Below are 24,740 nucleotides of genomic sequence, written 5' to 3' on the forward strand. Positions count from 1 at the left end.
CCCGTCCCTGACACAAGGTCGAGAAACCGTTTAAGGACACAGGCCATGACTTCTGACACCCCCGGCGGCGACCGCTCACGCGGTCTGCTCTCGCGGCTGCGCCGCGCGCGGTCGACGCCGCGCGGCAAGGCCCGTCGACGGCTGGGCGCCACGGTCCGGCTGCTGGCCGCGCTGATCCTGGCCGGCGGCGCCTACACCGTCTTCGCGCCGGGCCTCCAGGCGCAGGACACCCCCCAGCTGAGCGGGGGCGCGCAGGAGGGCAAGGCGCTCTTCGACACCAGCTGCGTGAGCTGTCACGGCCGCAACGCCCAGGGCATCGAGGGGCGCGGGCCGAGCCTGATCGGCGTCGGCGCGGCCTCGGTCGAGTTCCAGGTCACCACGGGTCGGATGCCGCTGGCCCGGCAGGAGGCCCAGGCCGAGCGGAAGCCTCCGGTCTTCAACGACGACCAGGCCCGGCAGCTCGGCGAGTACGTCCAGGAGCTGGGCGGCGGCCCGCAGGTGCCGGCCGGCGACGACCTGCACTCCCAGGGCGACGTCGCGGAGGGCGGCCGGCTCTTCCGGATCAACTGCTCCTCCTGCCACGCCTTCGGCGGCGGCGGCGGTGCGCTCTCCTCGGGCAAGTTCGCCCCCAACCTGCGGCCCGCCAGCGACCGGCAGATCTACGCCGCGATGCTGACCGGCCCGCAGAACATGCCCGTCTTCGGCGACAACCAGCTCCGGCCCGACCAGAAGGCCGACATCATCGCGTACGTCCAGGAGACCCTGGCCAAGGACAAGGACCCGGGCGGTCTCAACCTCGGTCGCTACGGCCCGTCGACGGAGGGTCTGGCGGTCTTCCTGATCGGCATCGTGGCGCTGGTCTTCGCCTCGCTGTGGATTGCGGGTAAGTCATGAGCACGGCACACGAAACGGAACACGACCGGCAGGAACGGGCCCATGGGAAGACCCGGGAGCCCCTCGACGTCAACGACCCCAACATCTCGGACTTCGACATCGTCCGGGAGGGCGCCCGCCGGGACGACATCGAGATCGTCCACTACGAGGCGCAGTTCCCGGTGCCGGGCACCCGGGCCGAGCGCCGGCTGACCCGGACCATCGCGTTGATGTTCCTCCTGGTGGGTCTCTTCTCGACGGCCTTCCTGGCGGCCTACATCTGGTGGCCCTGGAAGTACGAGCCCGGCAACGGCGCGCCCAAGTACTACACCCCGATCCTCGGGCTGACCCTCGGGCTCGCGCTGCTCCTGATCGGCTTCGGCATCCTCGCCTGGGGCAAGAAGCTGCTGCCCAAGGAGGTCTCGATCCAGGCCCGCCACGACGAGCCGGCCTCCGACGAGGAGCGCAAAATCACCGGCGGGACGCTGACCTACCTGTCCGACGAGCTGGGGATCCGGCGCCGGCCGCTGCTGGGCATCTCGCTGCTCGCCGGCCTGGCTCCGGTGGGCGCGGTCGCCGCGGCGCCGCTGATCGGCGGCCTGATCCAGCAGCCGCACAAGAACAACCAGATGTTCACCACCGCCTGGAAGCCGGTCAGCGAGGGCGGCAACACCCATCTCGTCAAGCTGACCCACCACGACGGCACCCCGGTACGCCCCGAGGACGTCAGCCCCGGCGGCATGATCACCGTCTTCCCCGGCGTCCCGGACGGCGCCACCAACAAGCACGCCGACGCCCCGGCACTGCTGATCCACCTGCGGGACGAGGACGCGCGGCGGGCACGCGAGGCGAACGCCCGGGCCGGCAAGCCCGACTTCATGTGGGGCAACCACATCGCGTACTCCAAGATCTGCACGCACGCCGGCTGCCCGGCCAGCCTCTACGAGCAGCAGACCAACCGGCTGCTCTGCCCGTGCCACCAGTCGCAGTTTCTCATCACCGACAATGCCCGGCCGGTCTTCGGCCCCGCTAGCCGGCGCCTGCCGCAACTGCCCCTCACGGTCGAGGGCGGCTTCTTCGCGGCGAGATCCGACTTCACCGAGACCGTCGGGCCAGACTTCTGGGAGCGGCCGTGAAGCGGCGTAGGTTCGACATGGCGGCGGTGCCGGGCAAGGCGGCCCGCGAGGTCGACGACCGGCTCGGGGTCAACACCCCGCTGCGTTCCCTGCTCAACAAGGTCTTCCCGGACCACTGGTCGTTCCTGCTGGGCGAGATCGCACTCTTCTCGTTCGTCGTCCTGCTGCTGACCGGCGTCTACCTGACGCTCTTCTTCGAGCCGGCGCTGACCGAGGTCACCTACAACGGCAGCTACGCGCCGCTGCGCGGCACCCACATGTCCGCGGCGTACGCCTCGACCCTGGACATCTCGTTCGACGTCCGCGGCGGCCTGATCATGCGGCAGATGCACCACTGGGCGGCGCTGCTGTTCATGGCCGCGATCGTCGTGCACATGATGCGGGTCTTCTTCACCGGCGCGTTCCGCAAGCCGCGTGAGCTGAACTGGATGATCGGCTTCCTGCTCTTCTGGGTCGGCTTCCTCGCCGGTTTCACCGGCTACTCGATCCCGGACGACGGGCTCTCCGGCACCGGCCTGCGGATCGCCTCGGCCATCATCCTCTCCATTCCGGTGATCGGCTCCTGGGCGTCGGCGGCGGTCTTCGGCGGCGAGTTCCCCGGCGACATCATCATCAGCCGGTTCTTCATCGCGCACGTGCTGCTGATCCCCGCCCTGCTGGTCGCCCTGATCAGCGCCCACCTCGGCCTGGTCTTCAAGCAGAAGCACACCCAGTGGCCCGGCCCCGGCCGGACCAACTCGAACGTGGTCGGCGAGCGGATGTTCCCGCGCTACGCGCTCAAGCAGGGTGGCTTCTTCATGATCGTCTTCGGCGTCATCGCGCTGCTGGGCGGTCTCTTCCAGATCAACCCGATCTGGCTGTTCGGCCCGTACGAGGCGGGTGTGGTCTCCGCCGCGAGCCAGCCCGACTGGTACGTGATGTTCCTCGACGGCTCGACCCGGCTCATGCCGCCGTGGCAGATCAACATCCCGATCGGCGACGGCTACGTGATCCCGCCGCTGTTCTGGCCGACGGTGGTGCTGCCCGGCATCCTGACCATGGTGCCGCTGTTCTACCCGTTCATCGAGGCCCGGCGGAACAAGGACCGGGAGATGCACAACCTGTTGCAGCGTCCCCGCGACGTGCCCGGCCGGACGGCTCTCGGTGCGATGGCGGTGTCGTTCTTCCTGGTGCTGACCCTCTCCGGCGCCAACGACGTGATCGCGGACAAGTTCTTCATCAGCCTGAACGCGATGACCTGGGCCGGCCGGATCGGCCTGATCATCGTGCCGCCGCTGGCGTACTACATCACCTACCGGATCTGCCTCGGTCTCCAGCAGCACGACCGGGAGGTCCTCGCGCACGGCGTGGAGACCGGCATCATCCGGCGGCTGCCGGACGGTCGGTTCGTCGAGGTGCACCAGCCGCTCGCCGCCCCCGGTGAGGACGGCCACGGCGAGCTGGAGTACGTCGGCTGGGTGGTCCCGAAGAAGATGAACCGGCTCGGCGCGCTGGGCCCGGCCATCAAGGGCTTCTTCTACCCGATCGAGAAGCCGGTGGAGGCGCCGGTCTCGCCCGGCCATCCGCCGGTCGAGCCGCGTGCCGAGCGCGAGGAGATCGGCAGCGGCGGCAGCCGCTGACCCACCCGCGACAGCAAGGGGCGTGGCGCCCGCCGGAGTTCCGGCGGGCGCCACGCTCTTTTCCGGCCCAGCGGGCCGCGAAGCCCCGCCCCGCCTTCGGGTAGAGCGGGGAGCCGGGGTGGCCCTCCCTCGGCCGGCACGGAACCGCTGAGCGGGCATGGGGCCGGACCCCACGCACTCGCCGCGGTCCACTGGGAGCCGGGTCCGGCGGACCGCCGCCGCCCGGACGAGGCGGGGCCAGCGGATGCCGCACCCGTACGAACTCCGGAAGGACCTGCGGGAGGTGTAACGGCCGGGGCCGCGCTGCGACAATGGCCCGATGGGCAGGGGGAAGGCCGGAGCGGATCACCGGGCCATGGACCCGGAGGTGGGACACCGGGTGACGACCCCGGGCTCGGACTTCCTGCAACTGGAGATCGGCGCCGCGCCGGTCGGCGGGCGCGCAGACTGGCTCGCCGCCCAACTCCGGCTGGCGATCGCCGACGGCCGGGTCCCGGTGGGCAGCCGGCTGCCGGCCAGCCGGGTCCTGGCCGGCGAACTCGGCGTGTCCCGGGGCGTCGTCACCGAGGCCTACCAGCGGCTGGTCGAGGACGGCCACGTGGCCGGGCGGGGGCGCGGCGGAACGGTGGTGCTCGCCGCCGGCCTGCCGACCGCACCCCGGTCCCGCCCGCCCGGACCCGTCGCCGGCCCCGCACCGGCCCCGGCCGGCTTCCCCGCGACCCCGTCCGGCCCGGGGATGCTGTTCGGCACCGCACCGGGTACGGACATCTTCGAGGCACTCCGCGCGGCGCCGGCCCGGATCGACCTCTCCCCCGGCGTACCGGACCTCGCCGCGTTCCCACGGGCCGCCTGGCTGCGCGCCGAGCGCACCGTCCTCGACGCGCTGGCGCCCGCCGACCTCGGGTACGGCGACCCGCGCGGCGCAGCCGCACTGCGCAGCGCCGCCGCCGACTGGCTGGCCCGGTTCCGCGGCATCCGCGCCGACCCGGACGAGTTGCTGATCGTCGCCGGTGTCTCCCAGGCACTCGCCCTGCTGGCCCGGGTGCTCGTCCGGGACGGGATCCGGCAGGTGGCGGTGGAGGACCCGGGATCGCTCGGCGCCCGCCAGCACCTGCGGAACTGGGGGCTCGACACGCCACCGGTCCCGGTCGATCCGGCGGGGTTGCGGGTGGACGAGTTGGCCCGCGGCGGCGCACCGGCGGTGATGGTGACGCCGGCCCACCAGTTCCCGACCGGGGTGGTGCTCGGCGGCGACCGGCGCCGCGCGCTGATCCGCTGGGCGGAGGCGGGCGGACTGGTGGTCGAGGACGACTACGACGCCGAGCACCGGTACGACCGGCCGCCGGTGCCCGCGCTGCGCGCCGTACTGCCGGAGGGGGTCTGCTACACCGGGAGCGTCTCCAAGCTGCTCGCCCCGGCGCTGCGGATCGGCTGGATGCTCGCGCCGAGCAGATACCGGGACGACCTGGTGGCCGCCAAGCGGGACGCGGACCTCGGCAACGCGGTGCTGCCACAGCTGGTGCTGGCGGAGCTGATGCGCTCCGGCGGGATGGAACGCCACCTACGGCTGCTGCGCCGACGGCACGTCCGGCGCCGGGACACCATGATCAGGGCGATCGCGACCCACCTGCCCGGCACCGTCGTGCACGGTGCCGCGGCCGGCCTGCACCTGATGGTGACCCTCACCGCCGACCTCGCCGACGTCGACCTCGCGGCCGCCGCCCTGGCGCGGGGGGTGAAGGTGCAGCCGCTGTCCTGGCACTGCCAACGCCCGTACCGGCCGGGGCTCGTCCTCGGCTACGCCGCCACCGCCGCCGGGGAGATCGAGGAGGGCGTCGCGGCGATCGGCGCCGCGCTGCGCGGGTTGCGCTGACCGCCACGACGCGACGACCCGCCGCCGGATCGGCAGCGGGTCGTCGAGGAGCCGGTACGGCCCCGGTCAGTGCTCGGCGGTGCGCCGGGTGCCGGAGTAGTACTCGAAGAGCAGGCCGCAGGCGCCGAAGATCACCGCGACCATGCCGGTGGCGATCAGCCACCACTGCCAGAAGACCAGCCCGAGCCCGGCCACCGTGGCGGCCAGGGCCAGGCCGAACGGCCAGTAGCTGCCCGGGCTGAAGAAGCCGACCTCGCCCGCCCCGTCGGCGATCTCCGCGTCCGCGCGGTCCTCCGGACGCGGCTCGATCCGGCGGGAGACGAACCAGAAGAAGCCGCCGCACATCGAGGTGAGCAGGAAGGACAGCGCCAGGGCGACGGTGCCGACCCACTCGATGTCGCCACTGTCGTACCAGGTCCACCAGCCGTAGACGATGCCCGCGAGCAGCAGGAAGATCGAGACGATGCCGAACAGACGCCACTCAGTCTTCATGTCCGGTGCCTCAGCTTCCCGCGCCGGCGGCGCTCGCGTTACCGAAGTTGTTGGTGTTCCGCCGGGTCTGGAACGGCCTCGTCGTCTGGGCCAGCGGCTCCTCGCCGATGGCGACCAGCGCGTCCTGGGTCGACTGGCCGGCCCGCTTGGCCGCGATGAACCGGTCGTAGCGGTCCGGGGAGACCACCCGCAGCTCGAAGTTCATCATCGAGTGGTACGTGCCGCACAGCTCCGCGCAGCGGCCGACGTACGCGCCCTCGGAGTTCAGGGCGGAGACCTCGAAGACGTTGCGGACGTTGCCGGGGAAGACGTCGCGCTTGAAGAGCAGCTCGGGCACCCAGAACGAGTGCACGACGTCCTTGCTGGTCTCCTCGAACCGGATGGTCCGGTCGGTCGGCAGGACCAGGATCGGGATCACCTCGGTGGTGCCCAGCGTCGAGGCCAGCGTCGTCGCGTCCGCGCCCGGCCGGTCCCGGTAGTTGAACTGCCAGTTCCACTTGAAGGCGACGACCTCGACCGTCACGTCGGGGTTGGGCCGCAGCTTGTTGACCCCGGTCTGCACGATCGCCGTGTAGTAGAAGAGCACGGAGACGATCAGGATCGGCGCGATGGTGTAGAGGAACTCCATCGGCATGTTGAACCGGGTCTGCACGGGCAGCGACTCGCCGCGCTTGCGGTAGCGGATCACGCACCAGAAGATCAGGCCCCAGACGAAGACGCCGACCGCCAGCGCGGCGATCGCGGAGCCGATCCACAGGTCGTACATCCGGTGGGACTCCGGCGAGATCCCGCCCTGCGGCCAGCCGAAACCGTCGACCGCCTTGCCGACGTCACAGCCGGTCAGCAGGACGAGCAGCACCGCGCCACCGAGCCCGAGCCCGGCCAGCCGGCCGGCCGGAGGCCGCGGGCCACGCCCGACGGCATCACGGGGAGTGCTGTGCCGTACGACCGAGGGCCGTACCTCCGAACCCCTTGCGACCACCTGGTCCTGCCTCCCTAGCGCGCCGCGGTGTCCGCTTTGTCGACACCGGCGGCAAAGGCGTCACCGACGGTCGCAGATTACTCGACCGGGACCGGCTGGACGGCCTTGGGGTCGGCGTCACCGGCCGCCGGGACACCCCTCGATCCGTCTCACGCTACCGTTTCCGAGTGGGCGGACCAGCGGATACCCCGGACGGCGGCGCGACGCCGGCATACTTCGACGCGGCCACGGCGGTCCCGCTGCACCCCGTGGCCCGGCAGGCCATGATCGCCGCACTGGGTGACGGCTGGGCCGATCCGGGCCGGCTCTACACGCAGGCCCGCCGGGCCCGCCAGCTCCTCGACGCGGCGCGGGCGGTCACCGCCGAGATTCTCCGGGTACGCCCCGACGAGCTCTCCTTCACGCCCAGCGGTACGGCGGCGGCGCACGCCGCGGTGCTGGGCGGCCTGGCCGGGCGCCGCCGGGTGGGCGCCACCCTGGTGCACTCGGCGATCGAGCACTCCGCGGTGCTGCACGCCGCGCAGCGGCACGCGGCCTCCGGCGGTGCCGTGACGTCCGTGCCGGTGGACCGGTCCGGTCGGCTCGACCTGGCCGCCTGGTCGGCCGCGGTCGGCGCCCCCGGGGTGGCGCTGGCCGCACTGATCAGCGCCAGCCACGAGGTCGGCACGACCCAGCCGGTGGCCGGGGCGGCCCGGGTCTGCGCGGCGGCCGGAGTTCCGCTGTACGTCGACGCGGCCCAGTCCGTGGGCCGGACGCCGCTGCCGGAGGGCTGGTCGGTGCTGTCGGCGAGTGCCCGCAAGTGGGGTGGGCCGCCCGGGGTGGGGCTGCTGGTGGTGCGCAAGGGCACCCGCTGGGAGTCGCCCTACCCGGCCGACGAGCGGGAGGCCGGCCGTACCCCCGGAATGCCGGACCTGCCGGCGGTCGTGGCGGCGGCGGCCGCGCTGCGGGCGGTGAGCGCCGAGGCGGACGCCGAGGCCGCCCGGCTCTCCGCGCTGGTCGACCGGATCCGGGCGACCGTGTCGACGACGGTGCCGGACGTGGAGGTGGTCGGCGATCCGGTCGACCGGCTGCCGCACCTGGTCACCTTCTCCTGCCTGTACGTCGACGGCGAGGCGCTGCTGCACGCGCTGGACCGGCGCGGCTTCGCGGTCTCCTCCGGTTCCTCCTGCACCTCCTCCACGCTGCGCCCCTCGCACGTGCTGGAGGCGATGGGGGTGCTCTCGCACGGCAACGTCCGGGTCTCGTTGCACCGGGACAGCACCGGCGCCGAGGTGGACCGGTTCCTGGCCGAGTTGCCGGGGATCGTCGCCGACCTGCGCGCGGAGGCCGGCGTGGTCGGCCTCTGACCCGGCCGGCGCCGCGGCGCGACCGACCCGGGCGGCGGGGCGGTTGGCCGCAGGGCGGTCGAGGCCGGACAATCGCCGGATGGGTTCCACCGGTGGGAAGGACGTACGCGTGCCCGGGCTACGCGACCACGACCAAGGCCAGGACGAGAGCGGTGAGCCGCGGACCGGCACGCCGGACGAGGTCGTCGACTGCCTCGGCCAGCGCTGCCCGCTGCCCGTCATCGCGGCGGCCCGGCGGCTGACCGGGCTGCCGGTCGGCGGGATGCTCCGGGTGCTCGCCGACGATCCGGCGGCGGCGATCGACATTCCCGCCTGGTGCCGGATGCGGGGTCAGGAGCTGGTCGGCACCTCGACCGTCGACGGCTCCCCCGCGTACGACATCCGCCGGGCGCACTGAGTCCGGCGGAGGTCGTAGGCGGGGCCGCTCCGGCTCAGCCGGCGAGGTGCGGCCGGACGTCCTCGGCCGCCGCGTCGCCGTAGGACTCGGCGAGGCGCTTGACGAACAGGTCGCCGCGGACCTCGTACTCCTGGGTGCCGACCGTCTCCAGCACCAGCGTGGCGAGGAGCGAGCCGACCTGGGCCGACCGCTCCAGGTCGAGTCCCCAGGAGAGTCCGGCGAGGAAGCCGGCCCGGAAGCCGTCGCCGACGCCCGTCGGGTCGGAGGCCTGGATCTCGCGGGCGATCGGCACCCGGAACGGCTCGACGTCCCGGCCGGCGATCTCCACGCCGTCCTTGCCCAGCGTGGTGACCCGGACCTTGACCCGCTCCAGCAGTTGGGCGTCGGTCAGGCCGGCCTTGCTCTGCAGCAGCGACTTCTCGTAGTCGTTGGTCATCAGGTAGTCGGCGCCGTCGATCAGCCCGACCACGTCGGCGCCGTCCATCCGGGCGAGCTGCTGGGACGGGTCGGCGACGAAGGCGTACCCCCGGGTGCGGCACTCCTCGGAGTGGCGCAGCATCGCGGCCGGGTCGTTGGCGCCCACCACGACCAGGTCGAGGCCTCCGACGCGGTCGGCGACCGGGGCGAGTTCGATGTTGCGCGCCTCGCTCATCGCGCCGGCGTAGAACGAGGCGATCTGGCACATCTCGGTGTCGGTGGTGCAGACGAACCGGGCGGTGTGCGCCACCTCGCTGACGTGCACGGACTGGCAGTCGACGCCGTGCCGCTCCAACCAGGAGCGGTAGTCCTCGAAGTCGGCGCCGACCGCGCCCAGCAGCACCGGGCTGAGGCCGAGCTGGGCCATGCCGAAGGCGATGTTGGCGGCCACCCCGCCCCGCCGGAGCACCAACTCGTCGACGAGGAAGGAGAGCGAGACCTTGTGCAGCTGGTCGGCGATGAATTGATCGGCGAACCGGCCCGGGAAGTGCATCAGGTGGTCGGTGGCGATCGAGCCGGTGACGGCGATCTTCATGTCGGCCCTCGGGGTTATGAGACGGAAGCGCGGCCGGGTCAGCCTACCGGTCCGTCCATCCGCCCGTCGCCGATCGATCGGGTACCTGCCACCGGGGCGTCACCTCGTGGCCGCCCGGAACGCGGAAGAGCGGGCCACCCGGACGTGGGGACGTGACGATGATCGTCGCGTCCGCCGCGTCCGGGCGACCCGCTCAGCCGAAGGAATCGCCCGAACCGGGATCGCCGGTCAGTGGAACGAGTCGCCGCACGCGCAGGAGTTCTGCGCGTTCGGGTTGTCGATCGTGAAGCCCTGGGCGTCGATCCGGTCGGCAAAGTCGATCTTGGCGCCGGCAAGGTAGGGCGCGCTCATCCGGTCGACGACGACCTCCACGCCACCGAAGTCGTTGACGACGTCACCGTCGAGCGAGCGCTCGTCGAAGAAGAGCTGGTAACGCAGGCCGGAGCAGCCACCCGGCTGCACCGCGACCCGCAGCCGCAGGTCGTCGCGGCCCTCCTGCTCGATCAGCGCCTTCACCTTCTCTGCCGCGACGTCGGTGAGGACGATGGTGCTCGGGGCGGTGCCCGCGGTCGACTCGGTCTGCGCTGGCGTTGTCACGTGAAAATCTCCCCTGCGCCGGGTGCGATGTATATCCGTTCTGGCCAACGCTAGTCCGCCGGCCAGCCATTCCCAATCTGCCTGCCCGAATCCGGGCCTGAATCTGATTGTAGGTCGATGCCGGGCGGGTCACCCGGGCTCGGGCAACTCCCACGGGATGGCGAGGATCACCCGCCCGGCCGGCGGGGGCTCCCCGACGGCGTGCGGAGGGTCACCGGCTCCACTGGCCGGCCAGCCGGGCGGCGAGCGCCCGCAGCCCGTCGGCCGGGTTCGCCATGGCCCGCGCCACGCCGCCGTGCGGCTCACCGCCGAAGTGGTCGACCAGGCTGTGCGTCTCGGTCACCCCGGCCGCCGCCGCCTCCCGCCGCCCGGCGCTGACCCGGCCGGCCAGCACCACGCAGGGCAGCCCCCGGTCCCGTGCCGCGCCGGCCACCCCGGCCACCACCTTGCCGCGCAGCGACTGGTGGTCGAACGAACCCTCGCCGGTGATCACCAGATCCGCCGCCTCCACCGCGGCCTCCAGGTCGATCAGCCGGCTTACCAGGCCGATGCCCGACTCGCAGTGACCGCCCAGGGCGAGCACCGCCGCCCCCAGGCCACCGGCCGCGCCGGCACCCGGCAGTCCGGCCAGTCCGGGCGGACAGGACGGCAGGGACCGCTCCAGCACCCCGGCGAAACGTTCGAGCGCGGCGTCGAGCAGCAGCACGTCCTCGCGGGAGGCGCCCTTCTGCGGCCCGTACACGTTCGACGCCCCGGTCAGGCCGGTGAGCGGGTTGTCCACGTCCGTGGCGGCGACCAGCTCCACCCCGCGGGTCTGCGGCGGCCCGGCCAGCCCGTCCGCCGCGAGCAGCGCGGCACCTCCGTACGGCAGGGCCAGCCCGGTCCCGTCCACCGGCGCGGCGTTCAACGCGGCCAGCAGCCCCGCCCCGCCGTCGTTGACGGCCGACCCGCCCAGCCCGATCACCACCCGCCGGACGCCGGACTCCACCGCCGCCGCGACCAGCGCGCCCAACCCGTACGAGGTGGTCCGCTTCGGGTCCCGCTCGTCCGGTGCCAACAGGTGCAGGCCGCACGCCTGGGCGCTCTCCACGTACCCGGTGGTGCCGTCGGCGGTCAGCAGGATCTCGCCGTCGACCGCCCGGCCCAGCGGATCGACGGTGCGCACCGGCACCCGACGGCCCGGTACCGCGGTGGCCAGCACCTCGACGAAGCCCGGTCCACCGTCGGAGAGCGGCCGCACCACCAGCTCGTCGCCGGGGGCGCTCTCCCGCCAGCCCGCGACCACCGCGGCGGCCACCTCGGGTGCGGAGAGGGTGCCGGCGAACTTGTCCGGACAGATCAGGATCCGCATGGTCGGCAAGTGTGGCAGCCCACATCCGTGCGCCCGGAAAGCGGTCCCCGCTGTGCGAGCATGGGAATCGTGACTTCGACGTGGGTAGAGCCGTCCAGCACCGCAACCGCCCTCCTGCTGCTCGGCCGGGGCGCCGATCCGTCCAGCGAGCGGGGCGTCGACTGCCCCGGCGAGCTGCCCCCGCCCAGCGACCCGAACCTGGTCGCCCGGGCGACGGCGGCCAAGGCGAAGCTGGGCCAGCGGGTGTTCGTGCTGGGCCACCACTACCAGCGCGACGAGGTCATCCAGTTCGCCGACGTGACCGGCGACTCGTTCAAGCTCGCCCGGGAGGCCGCCGCCCGGCCGGACGCGGAGTACATCGTCTTCTGCGGCGTGCACTTCATGGCCGAGAGCGCCGACATCCTCACCGGCGACGCCCAGCGGGTGATCCTGCCCGACCTGGCCGCCGGCTGTTCGATGGCGGACATGGCGGCGCTGCCGCAGGTCGAGAACGCCTGGGAGACCCTCGCCGAGCTGGGTGTGGCCGACTCCACCGTGCCGGTGACGTACATGAACTCCTCGGCCGACATCAAGGGCTTCGTCGGGCGCAACGGCGGGGTGGTCTGCACCTCCTCCAACGCGGAGCGGGCCCTGAGCTGGGCGTTCGAGCGTGGCCAGCGGGTGCTCTTCCTGCCCGACCAGCACCTGGGCCGCAACACCGCCGTGCTGAAGATGGGGCTGGACGCGGACGACTGCGTGCTCTACGACCCGCACAAGCCCGGCGGCGGGCTGACCGCGAAGCAGCTGCGGGAGGCGAAGATGATCCTGTGGCGCGGGCACTGCTCGGTGCACGGCCGCTTCACGCTCAGCAGCGTGCAGGAGGTCCGGATGCGGGTGCCCGGGGTGAACGTGCTGGTGCACCCGGAGTGCCGCTACGACGTGGTCACCGCCGCCGACCAGGTCGGCTCCACCGAATACATCATCTCGACCATCGAGGCGGCGCCGGCCGGTTCGGCGTGGGCGATCGGCACCGAGCTCAACCTGGTCCGCCGGCTGGGCAACGCCCACCCGGACAAGCAGATCATGTTCCTCGACCGGACCGTCTGCTACTGCTCGACGATGAACCGGATCGACCTGCCGCACCTGGTCTGGGCGCTGGAGGAGCTGGTCGCCGGCCGGGTGCCCAACCAGATCACCGTGGACCCCGCGACCGCACACCACGCCCGGGTCGCGCTGGACCAGATGCTCGCGCTTCCTTGATCGACAAGCGTCACCGTGCGTGTTCGTCGCCGTACGGATTCGTGCCCCGCTCCCCGTTTCGCGCCATCCGACGCCCAGTGAGCGGTCTTTCCCCGTAACGGAGCGCTATGCTGCCCGGGGCCGTGAGGAGAGCCAGCCGCGAGATGCGGTTGCGCCACGGGGCAAGCGGCGGCGTGGACCTGGGTATGTAGTCCATCTTGATTCAGCAGCATCAACCCGCTGGAGGTTGCGTTGACCGACGACGTCCTGGTCGTACACGGGGGTACGCCCCTGAACGGGCAGATCCGGGTGCGTGGCGCCAAGAATCTCGTGTCCAAGGCGATGGTCGCCGCCCTGCTCGGTGACGAACCGAGCCGGCTGTTCGACGTGCCTCGGATCCGCGACGTGGAGGTGGTCCGCGGCCTGCTCGAACTGCACGGCGTCAAGGTCACCGACGGCGCCGAGAACGGCGAGCTGGTCTTCGACCCGGCCAACGTCGAGGGCGCCAGCACCGACGAGATCAACGTGCACGCCGGGTCGAGCCGGATCCCGATCCTGCTCTGCGGGCCGCTGCTGCACCGCCTCGGGCACGCGTTCATCCCGGACCTGGGCGGCTGCCACATCGGCCCCCGGCCGATCGACTTCCACATCCAGGCGCTGCGGCAGTTCGGTGCGGTGGTCGACAAGACCCCGGAGGGCATGCACCTGACCGCGCCGACCGGGCTGCACGGGACGAAGTTCGAGCTGCCGTACCCGAGCGTGGGCGCGACCGAGCAGGTGCTGCTGACCGCCGTACTCGCCGAGGGCGTCACCGAGCTGCGCAACGCGGCCGTCGAGCCGGAGATCATCGACCTGATCTGCATCCTGCAGAAGATGGGCGCGATCATCAAGGTGCACACCGACCGGGTGATCGAGGTGCAGGGCGTGGCCCGGCTGGGCGGCTACACCCACCGGCCGATCCCGGACCGGATCGAGGCGGCGAGCTGGGCCGCCGCGGCGCTGGCGACCGGCGGCCGGGTCGAGGTGCTCGGCGCCGAGCAGGCCGACATGATGACCTTCCTCAACGTGTTCCGCTCGGTCGGCGGCGCGTACGAGGTCACCGACACCCGGCCGCCCCGGGTGGGCAGCCCGGGCCAGGAGGGCGGCATCCGGTTCTGGCACCCGGGCGGTGAGCTGCGGGCGGTGGCGCTGGAGACCGACGTACACCCGGGTTTCATGACCGACTGGCAGCAGCCGCTGGTGGTCGCGCTGACCCAGGCCCGGGGCCTGTCGATCGTGCACGAGACGGTCTACGAGCAGCGGCTCGGCTACACCGACGCGCTGAACAAGATGGGCGCCACCATCCAGGTCTACCGGGACTGCCTGGGCGGCACCCCGTGCCGCTTCGGCCGGCGCAACTTCAAGCACTCGGCGGTGATCGCCGGGCCGTCCAAGCTGCACGCCGCGGACCTGGTGATCCCGGACCTGCGGGCCGGGTTCAGCCACCTGATCGCCGCGCTCGCCGCCGAGGGCACCTCCCGGGTCTACGGGGTGGACCTGATCAACCGTGGCTACGAGGACTTCGAGGCCAAGCTCTCCGCGCTCGGCGCGCACGCCGAGCGCCCGTAACCGCAGCGGATGTCGCCGGGCCGGGCCCGGCGAACCGGACCTCCGGCGACACCGCGCGCGGAACCGTCGATACCGCCCCGCACCGCGATGTGCGGGGCGGGGCGGGGGTTGGCTACCCTTCACCCGTGCCGTCGCTGTTTCGCCGCAAGTCCGCCAACCTCGTCGAGGACGCCGTCTCCGAGGTGAAGCCCGAGTCTGCCGCCACCGGGGACTCCGGGTCCGCCCGTCCTCGGGGCTACACCCCGAGCAAGAAGGAGCTCGGCGTGCAGACGCCGAAGCGGCCCAACCCGGCCCGCCGGCCGGTCGGTGAGGTCAAGCCCCTCAACAAGCAGGAGGCCCGGGAGCAGCGCCGGGCCCGCCGGGCCGAGGCGGCGGCCGAGTTCCGCCGCGAGGGTGGCCCGCGGGACCGGGGACCGGAGCGGGCGCTGGCCCGGGACGTGGTGGACTCCCGCCGTACGGTCGGCACCTGGTTCTTCGCCGGCGCGCTGATCGTGCTGATCGGCTCGTCCGCGGCCATGCCGGCCCCGGTGCGGCTCGCCTCCAACCTGCTCTGGGCCCTGCTGGCCGTCGGCGTCGTGATCGACTCGGTGTTGATCTCCCGACGGATCAAGAAGCTGGTCCGGGAGCGGTTCCCGAAGAGCGACCAGCGGATGGGCTCGCTCTACCTCTACGCGATCATGCGGTCGATCACCTTCCGCCGGATGCGCGCCCCGGTCCCCCGGGTCAACCTCGGCGACGCCATCTGAGCTGAGGGCGTACGCGGCCAAGGCCAGGATCACCGCGATCAGCACGGCAACCCCCGGGGCCGGCGGGGCGGGATGAGTCACGGCCCGGCGGCCACCGCCGGATCCGCGTCCGGCGCCCGGGGTGCGACCGGTCCCGGCTCCCGGTAGAGCCGGGTCACCACGCCCTCGATGTCCGGCTCGACGATGGAGATGTCCCGCAGCGTCACCAGGCCGGCCAGCCGGGCCACCACCTCGGAGGCGGTCAGCGACTCGCAGGCGAAGACGAGCCGGCGCCCCTGCGCCTCGGTACGCAGCAGCGGCGCACCGGCCAGCACGGGCGGCTCGGCCAGCGGCTCCTCAAGGTCGGCCACCACCAGCCGGCGCGAGCCGTACCGGGCGTGCAGCGCCTCGATCGAGCCGTCGTGCACCACCCGGCCGTGGTCGATCACCACCAGCCGCCGGCAGAGCCGTTCGATGTCGGCGAGGTCGTGCGTGGTGAGCAGCAGCGTCGTGTCACCGGTCCGGCCGAGTTCGGCGAGGAAGGACCGGACGGCCTGCCGGCTCACCACGTCCAGCCCGATCGTCGGTTCGTCCAGGAAGAGCACCTCCGGCCCGTGCAGCAGCGCGGCGGTCAGCTCGCCGCGCATCCGCTGCCCGAGGGAGAGCTGCCGGACCGGCACGTCCAGGAAGCCGTCCAGGTCGAGCAGGTCCCGGCAGCGGCGCAGCCGGGCGGCGTGCGCCGCGGCGGGGACCCGGTAGACGTGCCGGAGCAGGTCGAACGAGTCCCGCAACGGAAGGTCCCACCAGAGCTGCGAGCGCTGGCCGAAGACGACGCCGATCCGCAGCGCCAACCGGGTGCGCCGGGCCACCGGTGGCAGCCCGCAGACGCGTACCTCGCCCGCCGACGGGGTCAACACGCCGGTGAGCATCTTCAGCGTGGTGGACTTGCCGGCGCCGTTCGGCCCGATGTAGCCGATCATCTCGCCCCGGCGTACGGTCAGGTCGATCCCGTCCACGGCGGTCACCACCCGCTTCACCCGGCGCAGCCGGCCGGCCCGGACCCGGACCACGAACTCCTTGCACAGGCCGTGCGCCTCGATCACCGGCTCGTCCGGCGGGGTCGCGTTCACGAGCCGCTGCTGCGGTAGTGCCGGACCCCGACCCGCCAGGCGAGCGCGGCGAGCGCCGCCGCCGGCAGCGCCACGCCGGGCGCCACCCACCCCACCCAGCCCGGCAGGCCGAGCGGGTCGGCCCGGCCGAGCAGCGCCAGCGCCGGGTAGTAGGCGACGAAACCGAACCCCAGGCCGTACGCGAAGAGACCACGGAACCATCCGCCGTAGACGGTCATCGGGTACGAGGTGAAGTCCCGCCCGCCGTAGGTGAAGGCGGCACCGACCTCGCCGGAGTCGATCCACCAGAACGCCAGCGAGGCGGTGGCCACGAAGATCGATCCGAAGAAGACCGCCCCGGCCAGCGGGGCCAGTACGGCCAGCAGCACCCGCCCGGGCGTCCAGGTCGGCTCCGCCACGGCCAGCGCGGCGACCAGCACCCCCGCCCCGAAGATCGCCCGGGACGCCTTGCGCAGCGGCAGGTCCATCAGCAGCAGTTGGGGCAGCGCGCCGAGCGGGCGGACCAGTACGGCGTCGAGCAGCCCGGTGCGCACGTACTGCCGGACCCGCTCGATGCTCCCCACCGTCAGGTCGGCGGTGGCGAAGGCGGCCGCCGAGAGGCCGACCATGACCATCGCCTCGCTCCGGTCGAAGCCGCCGAGCCGGGCGGTCACCCCGAACAGCACCAGCACGGTGAGCACGTCGAAGACGGTGGCGCCGACGTTGCCGACGAGGTCGACCAGAAAGGACGTCCGGTAGGACGCCTGCGACCGGGCCTGCCCGCGCAGCAGCGCCAGGTACGCCGGCAGCACTCCGAGCCGCTCAGCCACCCTGCACCACCAGTCGTCGCTCGGCCCTGCGCTGGACCGTACGGCAGGCCAGCAGCACCAGCCCGGCCCAGAACAGCTGTACGGCGACCATGCCGGACTGGACCGCCGGGCCGGTCCGCTCGACGGCCACGTCCAGCGGCGTCTGCAGCAGGCTCGGGAACGGGGTGAGCAGCCAGAGCGGCACGGCGATCCAGTCCGGGAGGAAGCGGAGCGGAAAGTAGAGCCCGGCCAGCACCCCGGAGCCGAGCGTCCACAGGATCATCGGCCCCCGTACGTCCTGCAGCCAGTAGGCCGTCGCGTTGACCAGGTAACGGCAGCCGAAGCAGATCAGCACCGCCAGCACCACGGAGACCGCGAAGAGCGGCACCGTCGACCAGCGGGTCGGCAACCGCAGGTCGAAGAAGACCAGGCCGGTCAGCACCGGCGGGACGAACCGGGTGAGCAGCGCGTACCCGGCCCGGCCCAGGTCGGCGGCGAGGTAGCTGACCACCGGGTGCACCGGACGGAGCAGGTCGCTGACCACGTCGCCGGTGCGGATCCGGTCGGCCAGGTCCGTCCAACCCCAGAGCAACACCACCGCGAGCAGTCCCTGTCCGACCCAGACGAAGGTGACGAGCTGGGCCCGGTCGTAGCCCGCGGCGAGGCCCCCGGCGCCGGCGGCCACGGCGAGCAGTACGTAGCAGCGGAGGAAGCCGAAGACCGTGTTGGTGAAGGCACCGGCGACAGTTGCTTGGCGATAGGTAGAGTACCGACGAAACCCCGATTCGGTTATGGCGGTAAATGTCCGAAACCACGGGATAATGTTTCGGCGGATGGGTGGTGGCACAGTGGCGGTGACGGAGCCCACGCCGTTACCCTCCTTCCGCGACCACGCTGCACCCGAGCCGGGTGACTTTACCCGGCCTGCCCGGCTGCCCAGCGAGATTTTCGACGAGGTGACACCCCGTGAGTGAGCGACGCGAGCCGGCTGCCCCGGCCGCGCCGCGCGCGCCGCAGCGTCCGGGTTGGCCGGTCACCGAGTGTGCCGGAGCGGCGGCATGACCGGGGGACGGTACCCCGACCGGTGGGGCGAGACGGGCGAACCCTCCTGGGTACGCGAGCCGACCTCGGAATGGCAGCCGCAGTTCCCCGGTCAGCGCTACCCCGGCGACATCGGTCCGCAACGGCCCCGGCCGGCCCGCCCGACCGGCCGGGCGTCGGTGCCGACGGGCCGGGCGAGTGTGTCCGCACCGGATCCGGCGCCCCGGCCGAGCGGCACCGGAAGCCCGCCACCGGCACAGTCCACCGGCCCGAAGCCCCGCGGCGGCCAGGGTGGCCCGGCCGAGCGTCGGGACCGGCGTCCCACCCGGCGGGACGGTTGGGTCGATGACTGGGCCGAGGCACCGGAGGACCTGGACGAGGCACCCGAGGCGCTCCCCCGGCCCTCGAACGGCCGGATCGGACAGCCCACCGCGTACCGCTCCGGCGGGTCCGCGCAGCTGGGTCGAGACGAGCGGCGGCCGACCGGCGGCACCGAGTCGGGGCGGCGGACCGAGCGTGGCGCGGCGGCGGGCGGGCCCGATCCGGGCCGGAGTCCACAGGAGCACGATTCCCGGCGGGCCGGACCGCCGCAGGACCGGCCCAGGCCGGGGACGCGCCCGGGACCGCCGCCACCGGAGCGGCGCGGCCGGTGGCTCACCGGTCCACCGGCGGAGGAGACCCAGCCGCTGCCCGACCGCCGCGCGGCGGCCGCCGAGGGGGGCACCGGACGGGCCCGTGACGGACGGGGTCGGGTGGGACCGGCTGGGCCGCTCGACGGGCCCGGCGGGCGGGACCGGACCGAGGGCTGGGCCGCCCGTTCCGGTGGCCAGCCACCGCACGGTTCCGGGCGGGACGTTCCGCCCGGGCGTACCCCCGCACGTGGTCGACCGGACCGCGCGGTGGAGCCCACGTCCCCGGCGCCGCGCCCCATCTCCGGGCCGCCGGCGGTGCCCGGCTGGGCGGCGGGCCACCGCGGCCCGGCGCCGCGCGGCCAGGAGCCGCCGCGCGACGGCCGCCGCTTCCCCGACCTGGCGCCCGGCCGGCCGTCGGGTCGCGACCCCCGCCCGGCGCCGGAGCAGCCCGGCTATGCCGGACCACCGCCCCGCACCGAGCGCCCCGGCCGGGTCCCGCCCGGCGCCGACCGCCAACCGGCCGACCTGCCCACCGGGTACGGGCGTCCGGACCGGATACCCGGCGCGGACCGGACCCCGCGACGGCCAGCCGAACCGGACGACTTCCCGGTACGGCGGGACCGCGGCGGCTCCTTCGCTCCGGTGCCCGGACCGGGTGGGCCCGGGGGACGGGTGCCACCGACGTCCCCGCCCCGTCCCGGGGAACCGCCCCGCGCCGGAGAACCGCCCCGTCCCGCCGGGCCGCACCGCGCCGCCGAGCAGCCACGGCCGGTCGAGCCGCCCCGACGCGTCGAGCCACGCCCGGCCGAGCCGGTACGCAGGATCGAGCAGTCGCGTCCGATCGAGCCCCGGCCGGCCGACCCGCCGCGCCCGGTGGAACAGCCGCGCCCGGTCGACGCGGCACGCCCGGCCGAGGCGGCGCCCCGCCGGGCCGACGCACCGCGTCCGGCCGAACCGGCACGCCCGGTCCAACCGGCACGCCCGGCCGAACCGCCACGTCCGGTCCAACCGGCACGCCCGGCCGAACCGGCACGCCCGATGGAGTCGGCACGCCCGATGGAGTCGGCACGCCCCGCGGCGGACGCGGCCCGGCCGGCGGCATCGGCACGCCCGGCCGAGCCGGCACGCCCGGCCGAGCCGGCACGCCTGGCCGAGCCGGCACGCCCGGCCGAGCCGGCACGCCCGGCCGACCTGGCGGGGACCCGGCCGGCGGCCGGACCTCCGTCCTGGGTGGAGCCGCCCCCGGCCAGCCCGGCCCCCGAGCCGCGCCAGCCCGCGCCGCCGACCGTCGCGCGCCCCGAGCAGACCCGCCCGGCCGGCGGAGTCCGCGACCGCGCCTCCGGCTGGCTGACGCCGCATTCGTCACCGGATCCGGGCGCCGGACCGGCGAAACCGGCCACCTCCTCCGGCGCCCCGCAGCCGGCGCCCGGCCCGCCCCCGTCACGCCCCCACCCACCACCGGACTACGCCTGGAGTTCCTTCCTGCCCCGACGCCCCCCGCCGTACCGCCCAGGAGCGCACCCGGAGAGCCGGACAGCGCCTCGACCGAGCCAGCCCCGGTCCCGACCGGGCCGGTCGAGGTCCCACCCGGCCCATCCGTCGAACCGTCGGCCGCCGCCCCGGCCCTCGATTCCGTCATCGAACCCGCCTCGCCCGCACCGTCGTCCGGTCCTCCGATCGAACCGGCGTCCGCCGGCCCCGAACCGGCATCCGCACGAGCGGCCGATCTAAGTGAGATCTCCGTACCCTCCATGCCAACCGGACCTGTCGCGGACCGGACCCATGCGGGATCCCGGCCGGAAACCACCCCCACCACTCCCACCACGCCCTCCGCCAGGGAGGTCGCCCCGGAGCCAGCCGAACCGGGTACCGCGACGGCGCCCGAGGACGGCGCGACGCGGCCGGCGGAGCCACCGGCCAGCCCGCCGCCGACGGAGCCGAGCGGCGGAACGCCGGCGGAGCCGCCCACCGGCGGAACGACGCCGGCAACGACCCCGGGCGGCCCGACCGTCGATCGTGCCGCCGCCGAACCGGCGCCGCCCAGCACGGTGGACACGCCGAACGATGCCGCGGCGCAACCAGCCGACCCGGGCGCGGCCGACCCCGGCGCCGCCCGCCCGATCTCCGCGCCACCCGCCGACAGCCCCACCTCCGGGCCGCCGGCCGACAGCGCCACCACGGGGCCGCCAGCGGAGAGCCCCACCTCGGGTCCGCCGGCGGACAGCCCCGTCTCCGGGCCCCCGGCGGTCGAGGCAAGCCCGGACACCGTGCTGCCGACCGGGCCGGCCGCCGGTGCGGCCACGGCGCTGAGCGCGCCGACCATGCTCACCCCGATCATCCGGCCGAGATCGGAGAAGGACGCCGAACCGGCGGCCGAGGAGGCCGAGGCCACACCGCCGCCGACGGATCCGGAACAGGTCCTCGCGTCGTACCAGTGGCGTTTCCACCACGAGACCCTGCGCGAGCTGGTCGAGGACCCCGACGAGCTGCGGGCCATCCGGGACCGGCTCACCGAGAAGCTGGAACCGGCCAAGGACAACGCCACCCGGGCCCGGCTGCTCAGCCTCCGGGCGGTCGTCTCCCGCATCCTCGGCGACCTGGGCAAGGCGCTCGCCGACGGCAAGCTGGCGCTGGGACACGCCGAGGCGACCGGTCAGCTGCGGCGGATCGCGATCGCCCAGGCCCGGCTGGCCCACGTACTCCAGTGGCGGGGTGACTTCACCGAGGCGGACCGGCTGTTCGAGGAGGCCAACTCCTCGGAGCTGCCGGACCGGCTGCGCGCCACCATGCACGAGCACGCCGGGCGCTCCTGCTACGACCAGGGCCGCTACATGGAGGCGTGCAACCACTTCGAGAAGGCGCTGGAGCTGCGCAAGGTCGAGGACCCGGATCTGATCGCCCGCACCGAACTCGCGCTGGACGCGGTGTTCAGCAAGGTGGCGCAGAACGGCTGGGGACCGTACCCGCGCGAGCGGGACGAGATCCTCCAGGTGCACCGGCCACCAGTGCCGAAGTTCAGCGAGAAGGTCCAGCGCTGGGGCTACGCCGACCCGGACGGCAAACTGGCGATCGCGCCGAGCTACGCCGACGTGCAGCCGTTCCACGACGGGGCGGCCTGGGTACGCCGCCCCGACACCCGCACCTGGGAACTGATCGACGAGTCGGGCGGGCTGCTCATCAAGGCCTCGTCGGGCTACCTGGGCGTCGGCTCCTTCTCCGACGGGCTGGCCTGGGTCTCCCGGGACGGCAACGGCGCCTGGCTCGCCATCGACAAGTCGAACAAGGTCGTCATCCCGGCCGGTTTCGAGGACGTACGCCCGTTCCGGCGGGGTGTCGCCGCGGTACGCCGGGGCGGCTGGGGCGCGGTGGACCGGACCGGGCGGGTGGTCCTGCCCACCCGGTACACCGGCTTCACCACCGCGCTGACCGACGGCCGCTACGTCGACGGCTTCACCGACGAGGGACTGGCCATCGTCGACCTCGGTGGTCGCAAGGGGGTCGTGGACCGGTCCGGGCAGGTGCTCATCCCACCGGCGCATCCGGCCCTGGTCATCCATCCCGTCGCGTTCCTGGTCGGCAACGGTAGCGGCCAGTGGGGCGCCCTCGACCGCCGCGGCGAGCTGTTGATCGAGATGGCGCACCCGAGCCGGAACGACGTGATCGAGGAGATCGACCGGCTGCTCGCGGACACCAAACCCGTACTGTGATCTTCATTCCTCGTCGGGCCGGCCAACCTGCTCCGCCACCGGGGCGACGACTAGGGTCAAGGGTATGGAATTCCGACACCTTGGCCGTTCCGGCCTGCTGATCAGCGAGATCTCGTACGGCAACTGGATCACCCACGGCTCCCAGATCGAGGAGGACGCCGCGACGGCCTGCGTCCGCGCGGCCCTGGACGTCGGCATCACCACCTTCGACACCGCCGACGTCTACGCCGGCACGAAGGCCGAAGCGGTACTCGGCCGCGCCCTGCGGGGCGAGCGCCGGGAGGGGCTGGAGATCCTCACTAAGGTCTACTGGCCGACCGGGCCGGGGCGCAACGACCGCGGCCTGTCCCGGAAGCACATCATGGAGTCGATCAACGGCTCGCTGAAGCGGCTGGAGACCGACTACGTCGACCTCTACCAGGCGCACCGGTACGACTACGAGACGCCGCTGGAGGAGACCATGGAGGCGTTCGCCGACGTGGTCCACTCCGGCAAGGCCCTCTACATCGGTGTCTCCGAGTGGAAGGCGTCGCAGATCCGGGAGGCGCACGCGCTGGCCCGCGAACTGAAGATCCACCTCGTCTCCAACCAGCCGCAGTACTCGATGCTGTGGCGGGTCATCGAGGAGGAGGTCGTACCGACCAGCGAGGAGCTGGGGGTCAGCCAGATCGTCTTCTCCCCCATCGCCCAGGGCGTGTTGACCGGCAAGTACCTGCCAGGCCAGGCACCGCCGGAGGGCTCGCGGGCCACCGACGAGAAGTCCGGGGCCGCCTTCATCGCCCGGTTCATGAGCGACGAGGTGCTGACCCGGGTGCAGCAGCTCAAGCCGCTCGCCGAGCAGGCCGGCCTGACCATGGCGCAGCTGGCCGTCGCGTGGGTGCTGCAGAACCAGAACGTCGCCTCGGCGATCATCGGCGCCTCGCGTCCGGAGCAGGTGAACGACAACGCCAAGGCCGCCGGGGTCAAGCTCGACGCCGCGCTGCTCAAGGCGATCGACGAGATCGTCGACCCGATCACCGAGCGGGACCCGGCCAAGACCGAGAGCCCGGCCAAGCGTCCCTGATCCCGGTCCTCGACGACCCCGGTCCCCGACGCCGCCGCCCGCCGACTCCGTAGCCCGGAGCCGGCGGGCGGTTCCGTTGCCGGGCCGTCGGCGTGGGTGAGAACCGGGCCGCGTCCAGCTCCGGTGGAGCGGGGCGCTCAGCCCTGCCAGAACCTGATCAGCCGCAGGCCGTCTGCGTAGAGGTAGGCGGGCAGGCCGATCACGTCGCCGACGGCGAAGACGCCGTCGAAGAACCAGCCGCCGATCCGGGGATTCCACAGCAGGGCGAAGAGCAGCAGGAACCCGTACGGCGCCATCAGGTCGTAGCCCCGTCGCCACTGCGGGGAGAGCCAGGGCTGGAGGATGTTGCCGCCGTCCAGGCCGGGCACCGGCAGCAGGTTGAGCACGCTCGCGGTCAGCTGGAGGAAGGCGAGCAGCGCGACCCCGGCCCAGAACTCGGGATGCGCGAAGACGTCCACCCCGACGGCGAACGGCACCACCAGGATCAGCGCGAAGAGCACGTTGGTCGCCGGCCCCGCGAGGCTGACCAGCGAGTGCCGCAACCGGCCGGGAATCTCGTGCCGGTCCACCCAGACCGCCCCGCCGGGCAGGCCGATGCCGCCGAGCAGCACCACCACCACGGGCAGGATGATCGAGAGCAACGGGTGGCTGTACTTCAGCGGGTTCAGGGTCAGGTAGCCCCGGTGCGCGACTCCCCGGTCGCCGGCCCGGAACGCCACCACGGCGTGCGCGTACTCGTGCAGGCAGAGCGAGACGAGCCAGCCGGAGACGACGAAGAGGAAGACGTCGAGCCGGACGTTGCCGAAGCCGTTCCAGGCCATCACGCCGCTGGTCACGAAGAGCGCGACCAGGGCCAGGAAGATGGGGCTGGGCCGGAACGCCTCCCGGGGCACCCCGAGCAGCAACCGGTCCCGCCCCCGCTGGTCGAAGCTCATCCCGGTCACTCGGCGCCGGAGAGCAGGCTCATCCGGTACTCCACCCGGTCGTCCTCGACCAGCACCACCGAGGCGACGCCGTTGGCGGCGAGTTCGCGCCAGGTCTGGCCGATCCAGGACTCGGCGTCGGCCTGGCTGCTGAACGCCTCGGCCGGCCCGCTCACCGGGCTGCCGTCCGCGCCCTCGTACCGCCAGCTCCACGGCATGTCCCGTCT

At 73.3% G+C, this 24,740-nt stretch carries 21 protein-coding genes; 11 read left to right on the forward strand and 10 right to left on the reverse strand.

Going from position 1 to position 24,740, the window contains the following annotated elements; genetic code table 11:
- Positions 1-45 precede the first annotated feature (45 nt).
- The 4 genes from qcrC to ACQEUR_RS13775 all read left to right on the forward strand — a co-directional run bounded on the left by qcrC (position 46) and on the right by ACQEUR_RS13775 (position 5,501).
- Entirely contained in the window at positions 46-894 is an 849-nt protein-coding gene (qcrC, locus tag ACQEUR_RS13760; protein ID WP_433030144.1) for a cytochrome bc1 complex diheme cytochrome c subunit, read from the forward strand.
- On the forward strand, positions 891-2,009 hold the full coding sequence (gene qcrA / locus ACQEUR_RS13765; RefSeq protein ID WP_433030146.1) for a cytochrome bc1 complex Rieske iron-sulfur subunit: 1,119 nt from the start codon (positions 891-893) through the stop codon (positions 2,007-2,009). The genes qcrC and qcrA overlap by 4 nt, the downstream gene beginning before the upstream one ends.
- Positions 2,006-3,628, forward strand: coding sequence for a cytochrome bc1 complex cytochrome b subunit (gene qcrB / locus ACQEUR_RS13770; RefSeq protein WP_433030147.1), 1,623 nt, complete (start codon positions 2,006-2,008; stop codon positions 3,626-3,628). The genes qcrA and qcrB overlap by 4 nt, the downstream gene beginning before the upstream one ends.
- A 319-nt stretch (positions 3,629-3,947) precedes the next feature.
- Entirely contained in the window at positions 3,948-5,501 is a 1,554-nt protein-coding gene (locus ACQEUR_RS13775; protein WP_433030149.1) for a PLP-dependent aminotransferase family protein, read from the forward strand.
- A 66-nt stretch (positions 5,502-5,567) separates the two neighbouring features.
- Here the strand turns inward: ACQEUR_RS13775 and ACQEUR_RS13780 are convergent, their stop codons facing one another.
- Positions 5,568-5,993, reverse strand: coding sequence for a cytochrome c oxidase subunit 4 (locus ACQEUR_RS13780; protein ID WP_433030151.1), 426 nt, complete (start codon positions 5,991-5,993; stop codon positions 5,568-5,570).
- 10 nt (positions 5,994-6,003) lie between these two features.
- Positions 6,004-6,975, reverse strand: coding sequence for an aa3-type cytochrome oxidase subunit II (gene ctaC / locus ACQEUR_RS13785; RefSeq protein WP_433030153.1), 972 nt, complete (start codon positions 6,973-6,975; stop codon positions 6,004-6,006).
- A gap of 167 nt (positions 6,976-7,142) precedes the next feature.
- On the opposite strand from ctaC, the gene ACQEUR_RS13790 reads away from it, so the two are divergent.
- Both ACQEUR_RS13790 and ACQEUR_RS13795 read left to right on the forward strand, forming a co-directional pair.
- On the forward strand, positions 7,143-8,321 hold the full coding sequence (locus ACQEUR_RS13790) for a cysteine desulfurase family protein (protein ID WP_433030155.1): 1,179 nt from the start codon (positions 7,143-7,145) through the stop codon (positions 8,319-8,321).
- A gap of 109 nt (positions 8,322-8,430) precedes the next feature.
- Positions 8,431-8,718: a sulfurtransferase TusA family protein gene (locus tag ACQEUR_RS13795; RefSeq protein ID WP_433030444.1), complete on the forward strand. Its 288-nt coding sequence runs from the start codon at positions 8,431-8,433 to the stop codon at positions 8,716-8,718.
- Between the two features lie 34 nt (positions 8,719-8,752).
- Here the strand turns inward: ACQEUR_RS13795 and ACQEUR_RS13800 are convergent, their stop codons facing one another.
- The 3 genes from ACQEUR_RS13800 to ACQEUR_RS13810 all read right to left on the reverse strand — a co-directional run bounded on the left by ACQEUR_RS13800 (position 8,753) and on the right by ACQEUR_RS13810 (position 11,678).
- Positions 8,753-9,730, reverse strand: coding sequence for a carbohydrate kinase family protein (locus tag ACQEUR_RS13800; RefSeq protein WP_433030157.1), 978 nt, complete (start codon positions 9,728-9,730; stop codon positions 8,753-8,755).
- A gap of 228 nt (positions 9,731-9,958) precedes the next feature.
- The gene (gene erpA / locus ACQEUR_RS13805) at positions 9,959-10,327 is read right to left on the reverse strand and encodes an iron-sulfur cluster insertion protein ErpA (protein WP_433030159.1); all 369 of its coding nucleotides are present in this window, start codon (positions 10,325-10,327) and stop codon (positions 9,959-9,961) included.
- Positions 10,328-10,538: 211 nt separating this feature from the next.
- On the reverse strand, positions 10,539-11,678 hold the full coding sequence (locus tag ACQEUR_RS13810; RefSeq protein WP_433030161.1) for a glycerate kinase family protein: 1,140 nt from the start codon (positions 11,676-11,678) through the stop codon (positions 10,539-10,541).
- 69 nt (positions 11,679-11,747) lie between these two features.
- Between ACQEUR_RS13810 and nadA the strand changes: the two genes are divergently transcribed.
- The 3 genes from nadA to ACQEUR_RS13825 all read left to right on the forward strand — a co-directional run bounded on the left by nadA (position 11,748) and on the right by ACQEUR_RS13825 (position 15,250).
- Positions 11,748-12,917: a quinolinate synthase NadA gene (nadA, locus tag ACQEUR_RS13815; RefSeq protein ID WP_433030163.1), complete on the forward strand. Its 1,170-nt coding sequence runs from the start codon at positions 11,748-11,750 to the stop codon at positions 12,915-12,917.
- A 231-nt stretch (positions 12,918-13,148) separates the two neighbouring features.
- Positions 13,149-14,504 carry a UDP-N-acetylglucosamine 1-carboxyvinyltransferase gene (gene murA, locus ACQEUR_RS13820; RefSeq protein WP_433030165.1) on the forward strand — a complete coding sequence of 452 codons (1,356 nt, stop codon included), beginning with the start codon at positions 13,149-13,151 and terminating at the stop codon, positions 14,502-14,504.
- A 125-nt stretch (positions 14,505-14,629) separates the two neighbouring features.
- Positions 14,630-15,250 carry a DUF3043 domain-containing protein gene (locus tag ACQEUR_RS13825; protein ID WP_433030167.1) on the forward strand — a complete coding sequence of 207 codons (621 nt, stop codon included), beginning with the start codon at positions 14,630-14,632 and terminating at the stop codon, positions 15,248-15,250.
- 77 nt (positions 15,251-15,327) lie between these two features.
- Here ACQEUR_RS13825 and ACQEUR_RS13830 read toward each other — a convergent pair whose 3' ends face one another.
- Genes ACQEUR_RS13830 through ACQEUR_RS13840 form a run of 3 tightly spaced genes read right to left on the reverse strand, consistent with a single transcriptional unit; the run spans position 15,328 to position 18,015 of the window.
- Positions 15,328-16,359, reverse strand: coding sequence for an ABC transporter ATP-binding protein (locus ACQEUR_RS13830; protein WP_433030169.1), 1,032 nt, complete (start codon positions 16,357-16,359; stop codon positions 15,328-15,330).
- Positions 16,356-17,168: an ABC transporter permease gene (locus ACQEUR_RS13835; RefSeq protein ID WP_433030171.1), complete on the reverse strand. Its 813-nt coding sequence runs from the start codon at positions 17,166-17,168 to the stop codon at positions 16,356-16,358. The genes ACQEUR_RS13830 and ACQEUR_RS13835 overlap by 4 nt, the downstream gene beginning before the upstream one ends.
- Positions 17,161-18,015: an ABC transporter permease gene (locus ACQEUR_RS13840; protein WP_433030173.1), complete on the reverse strand. Its 855-nt coding sequence runs from the start codon at positions 18,013-18,015 to the stop codon at positions 17,161-17,163. Before ACQEUR_RS13840 ends, ACQEUR_RS13835 begins: the two co-directional genes overlap by 8 nt.
- A gap of 2,556 nt (positions 18,016-20,571) precedes the next feature.
- Here ACQEUR_RS13840 and ACQEUR_RS13845 point away from each other — a divergent pair.
- Both ACQEUR_RS13845 and ACQEUR_RS13850 read left to right on the forward strand, forming a co-directional pair.
- Complete coding sequence (locus tag ACQEUR_RS13845) at positions 20,572-22,527, forward strand: WG repeat-containing protein (RefSeq protein WP_433030175.1); 1,956 nt, start codon at positions 20,572-20,574, stop codon at positions 22,525-22,527.
- A 64-nt stretch (positions 22,528-22,591) separates the two neighbouring features.
- Positions 22,592-23,590 (forward strand): aldo/keto reductase family protein, encoded by a 999-nt coding sequence (locus tag ACQEUR_RS13850; protein ID WP_433030177.1) that lies wholly within the window; start codon positions 22,592-22,594, stop codon positions 23,588-23,590.
- A 137-nt stretch (positions 23,591-23,727) separates the two neighbouring features.
- On the opposite strand, the gene ACQEUR_RS13855 is transcribed toward ACQEUR_RS13850, so the two are convergent.
- A complete protein-coding gene (locus ACQEUR_RS13855; RefSeq protein ID WP_433030179.1) occupies positions 23,728-24,525 on the reverse strand; it encodes a site-2 protease family protein in 798 nt (265 codons plus the stop codon).
- Positions 24,526-24,530: 5 nt separating this feature from the next.
- Positions 24,531-24,731 carry a hypothetical protein gene (locus tag ACQEUR_RS13860; protein WP_433030180.1) on the reverse strand — a complete coding sequence of 67 codons (201 nt, stop codon included), beginning with the start codon at positions 24,729-24,731 and terminating at the stop codon, positions 24,531-24,533.
- Positions 24,732-24,740: the final 9 nt, after the last annotated feature.

The sequence above is a fragment of the Plantactinospora sp. CA-290183 genome (assembly GCF_050936375.1).
Lineage (GTDB): Bacteria > Actinomycetota > Actinomycetes > Mycobacteriales > Micromonosporaceae > Plantactinospora.

Excerpts from the sequence above, each read along its gene's own strand:
- qcrC (WP_433030144.1), top strand. The coding sequence starts at position 46 with ATGACTTCTGACACCCCCGGCGGCGACCGCTCACGCGGTCTGCTCTCG.
- qcrA (WP_433030146.1), top strand. The coding sequence starts at position 891 with ATGAGCACGGCACACGAAACGGAACACGACCGGCAGGAACGGGCCCAT.
- ACQEUR_RS13775 (WP_433030149.1), top strand. The coding sequence starts at position 3,948 with ATGGGCAGGGGGAAGGCCGGAGCGGATCACCGGGCCATGGACCCGGAG.
- ACQEUR_RS13780 (WP_433030151.1), bottom strand. The coding sequence starts at position 5,993 with ATGAAGACTGAGTGGCGTCTGTTCGGCATCGTCTCGATCTTCCTGCTG.
- ACQEUR_RS13800 (WP_433030157.1), bottom strand. The coding sequence starts at position 9,730 with ATGAAGATCGCCGTCACCGGCTCGATCGCCACCGACCACCTGATGCAC.
- ACQEUR_RS13810 (WP_433030161.1), bottom strand. The coding sequence starts at position 11,678 with ATGCGGATCCTGATCTGTCCGGACAAGTTCGCCGGCACCCTCTCCGCA.
- ACQEUR_RS13845 (WP_433030175.1), top strand. The coding sequence starts at position 20,572 with ATGCCAACCGGACCTGTCGCGGACCGGACCCATGCGGGATCCCGGCCG.
- ACQEUR_RS13850 (WP_433030177.1), top strand. The coding sequence starts at position 22,592 with ATGGAATTCCGACACCTTGGCCGTTCCGGCCTGCTGATCAGCGAGATC.
- ACQEUR_RS13855 (WP_433030179.1), bottom strand. The coding sequence starts at position 24,525 with ATGAGCTTCGACCAGCGGGGGCGGGACCGGTTGCTGCTCGGGGTGCCC.
- ACQEUR_RS13860 (WP_433030180.1), bottom strand. The coding sequence starts at position 24,731 with ATGCCGTGGAGCTGGCGGTACGAGGGCGCGGACGGCAGCCCGGTGAGC.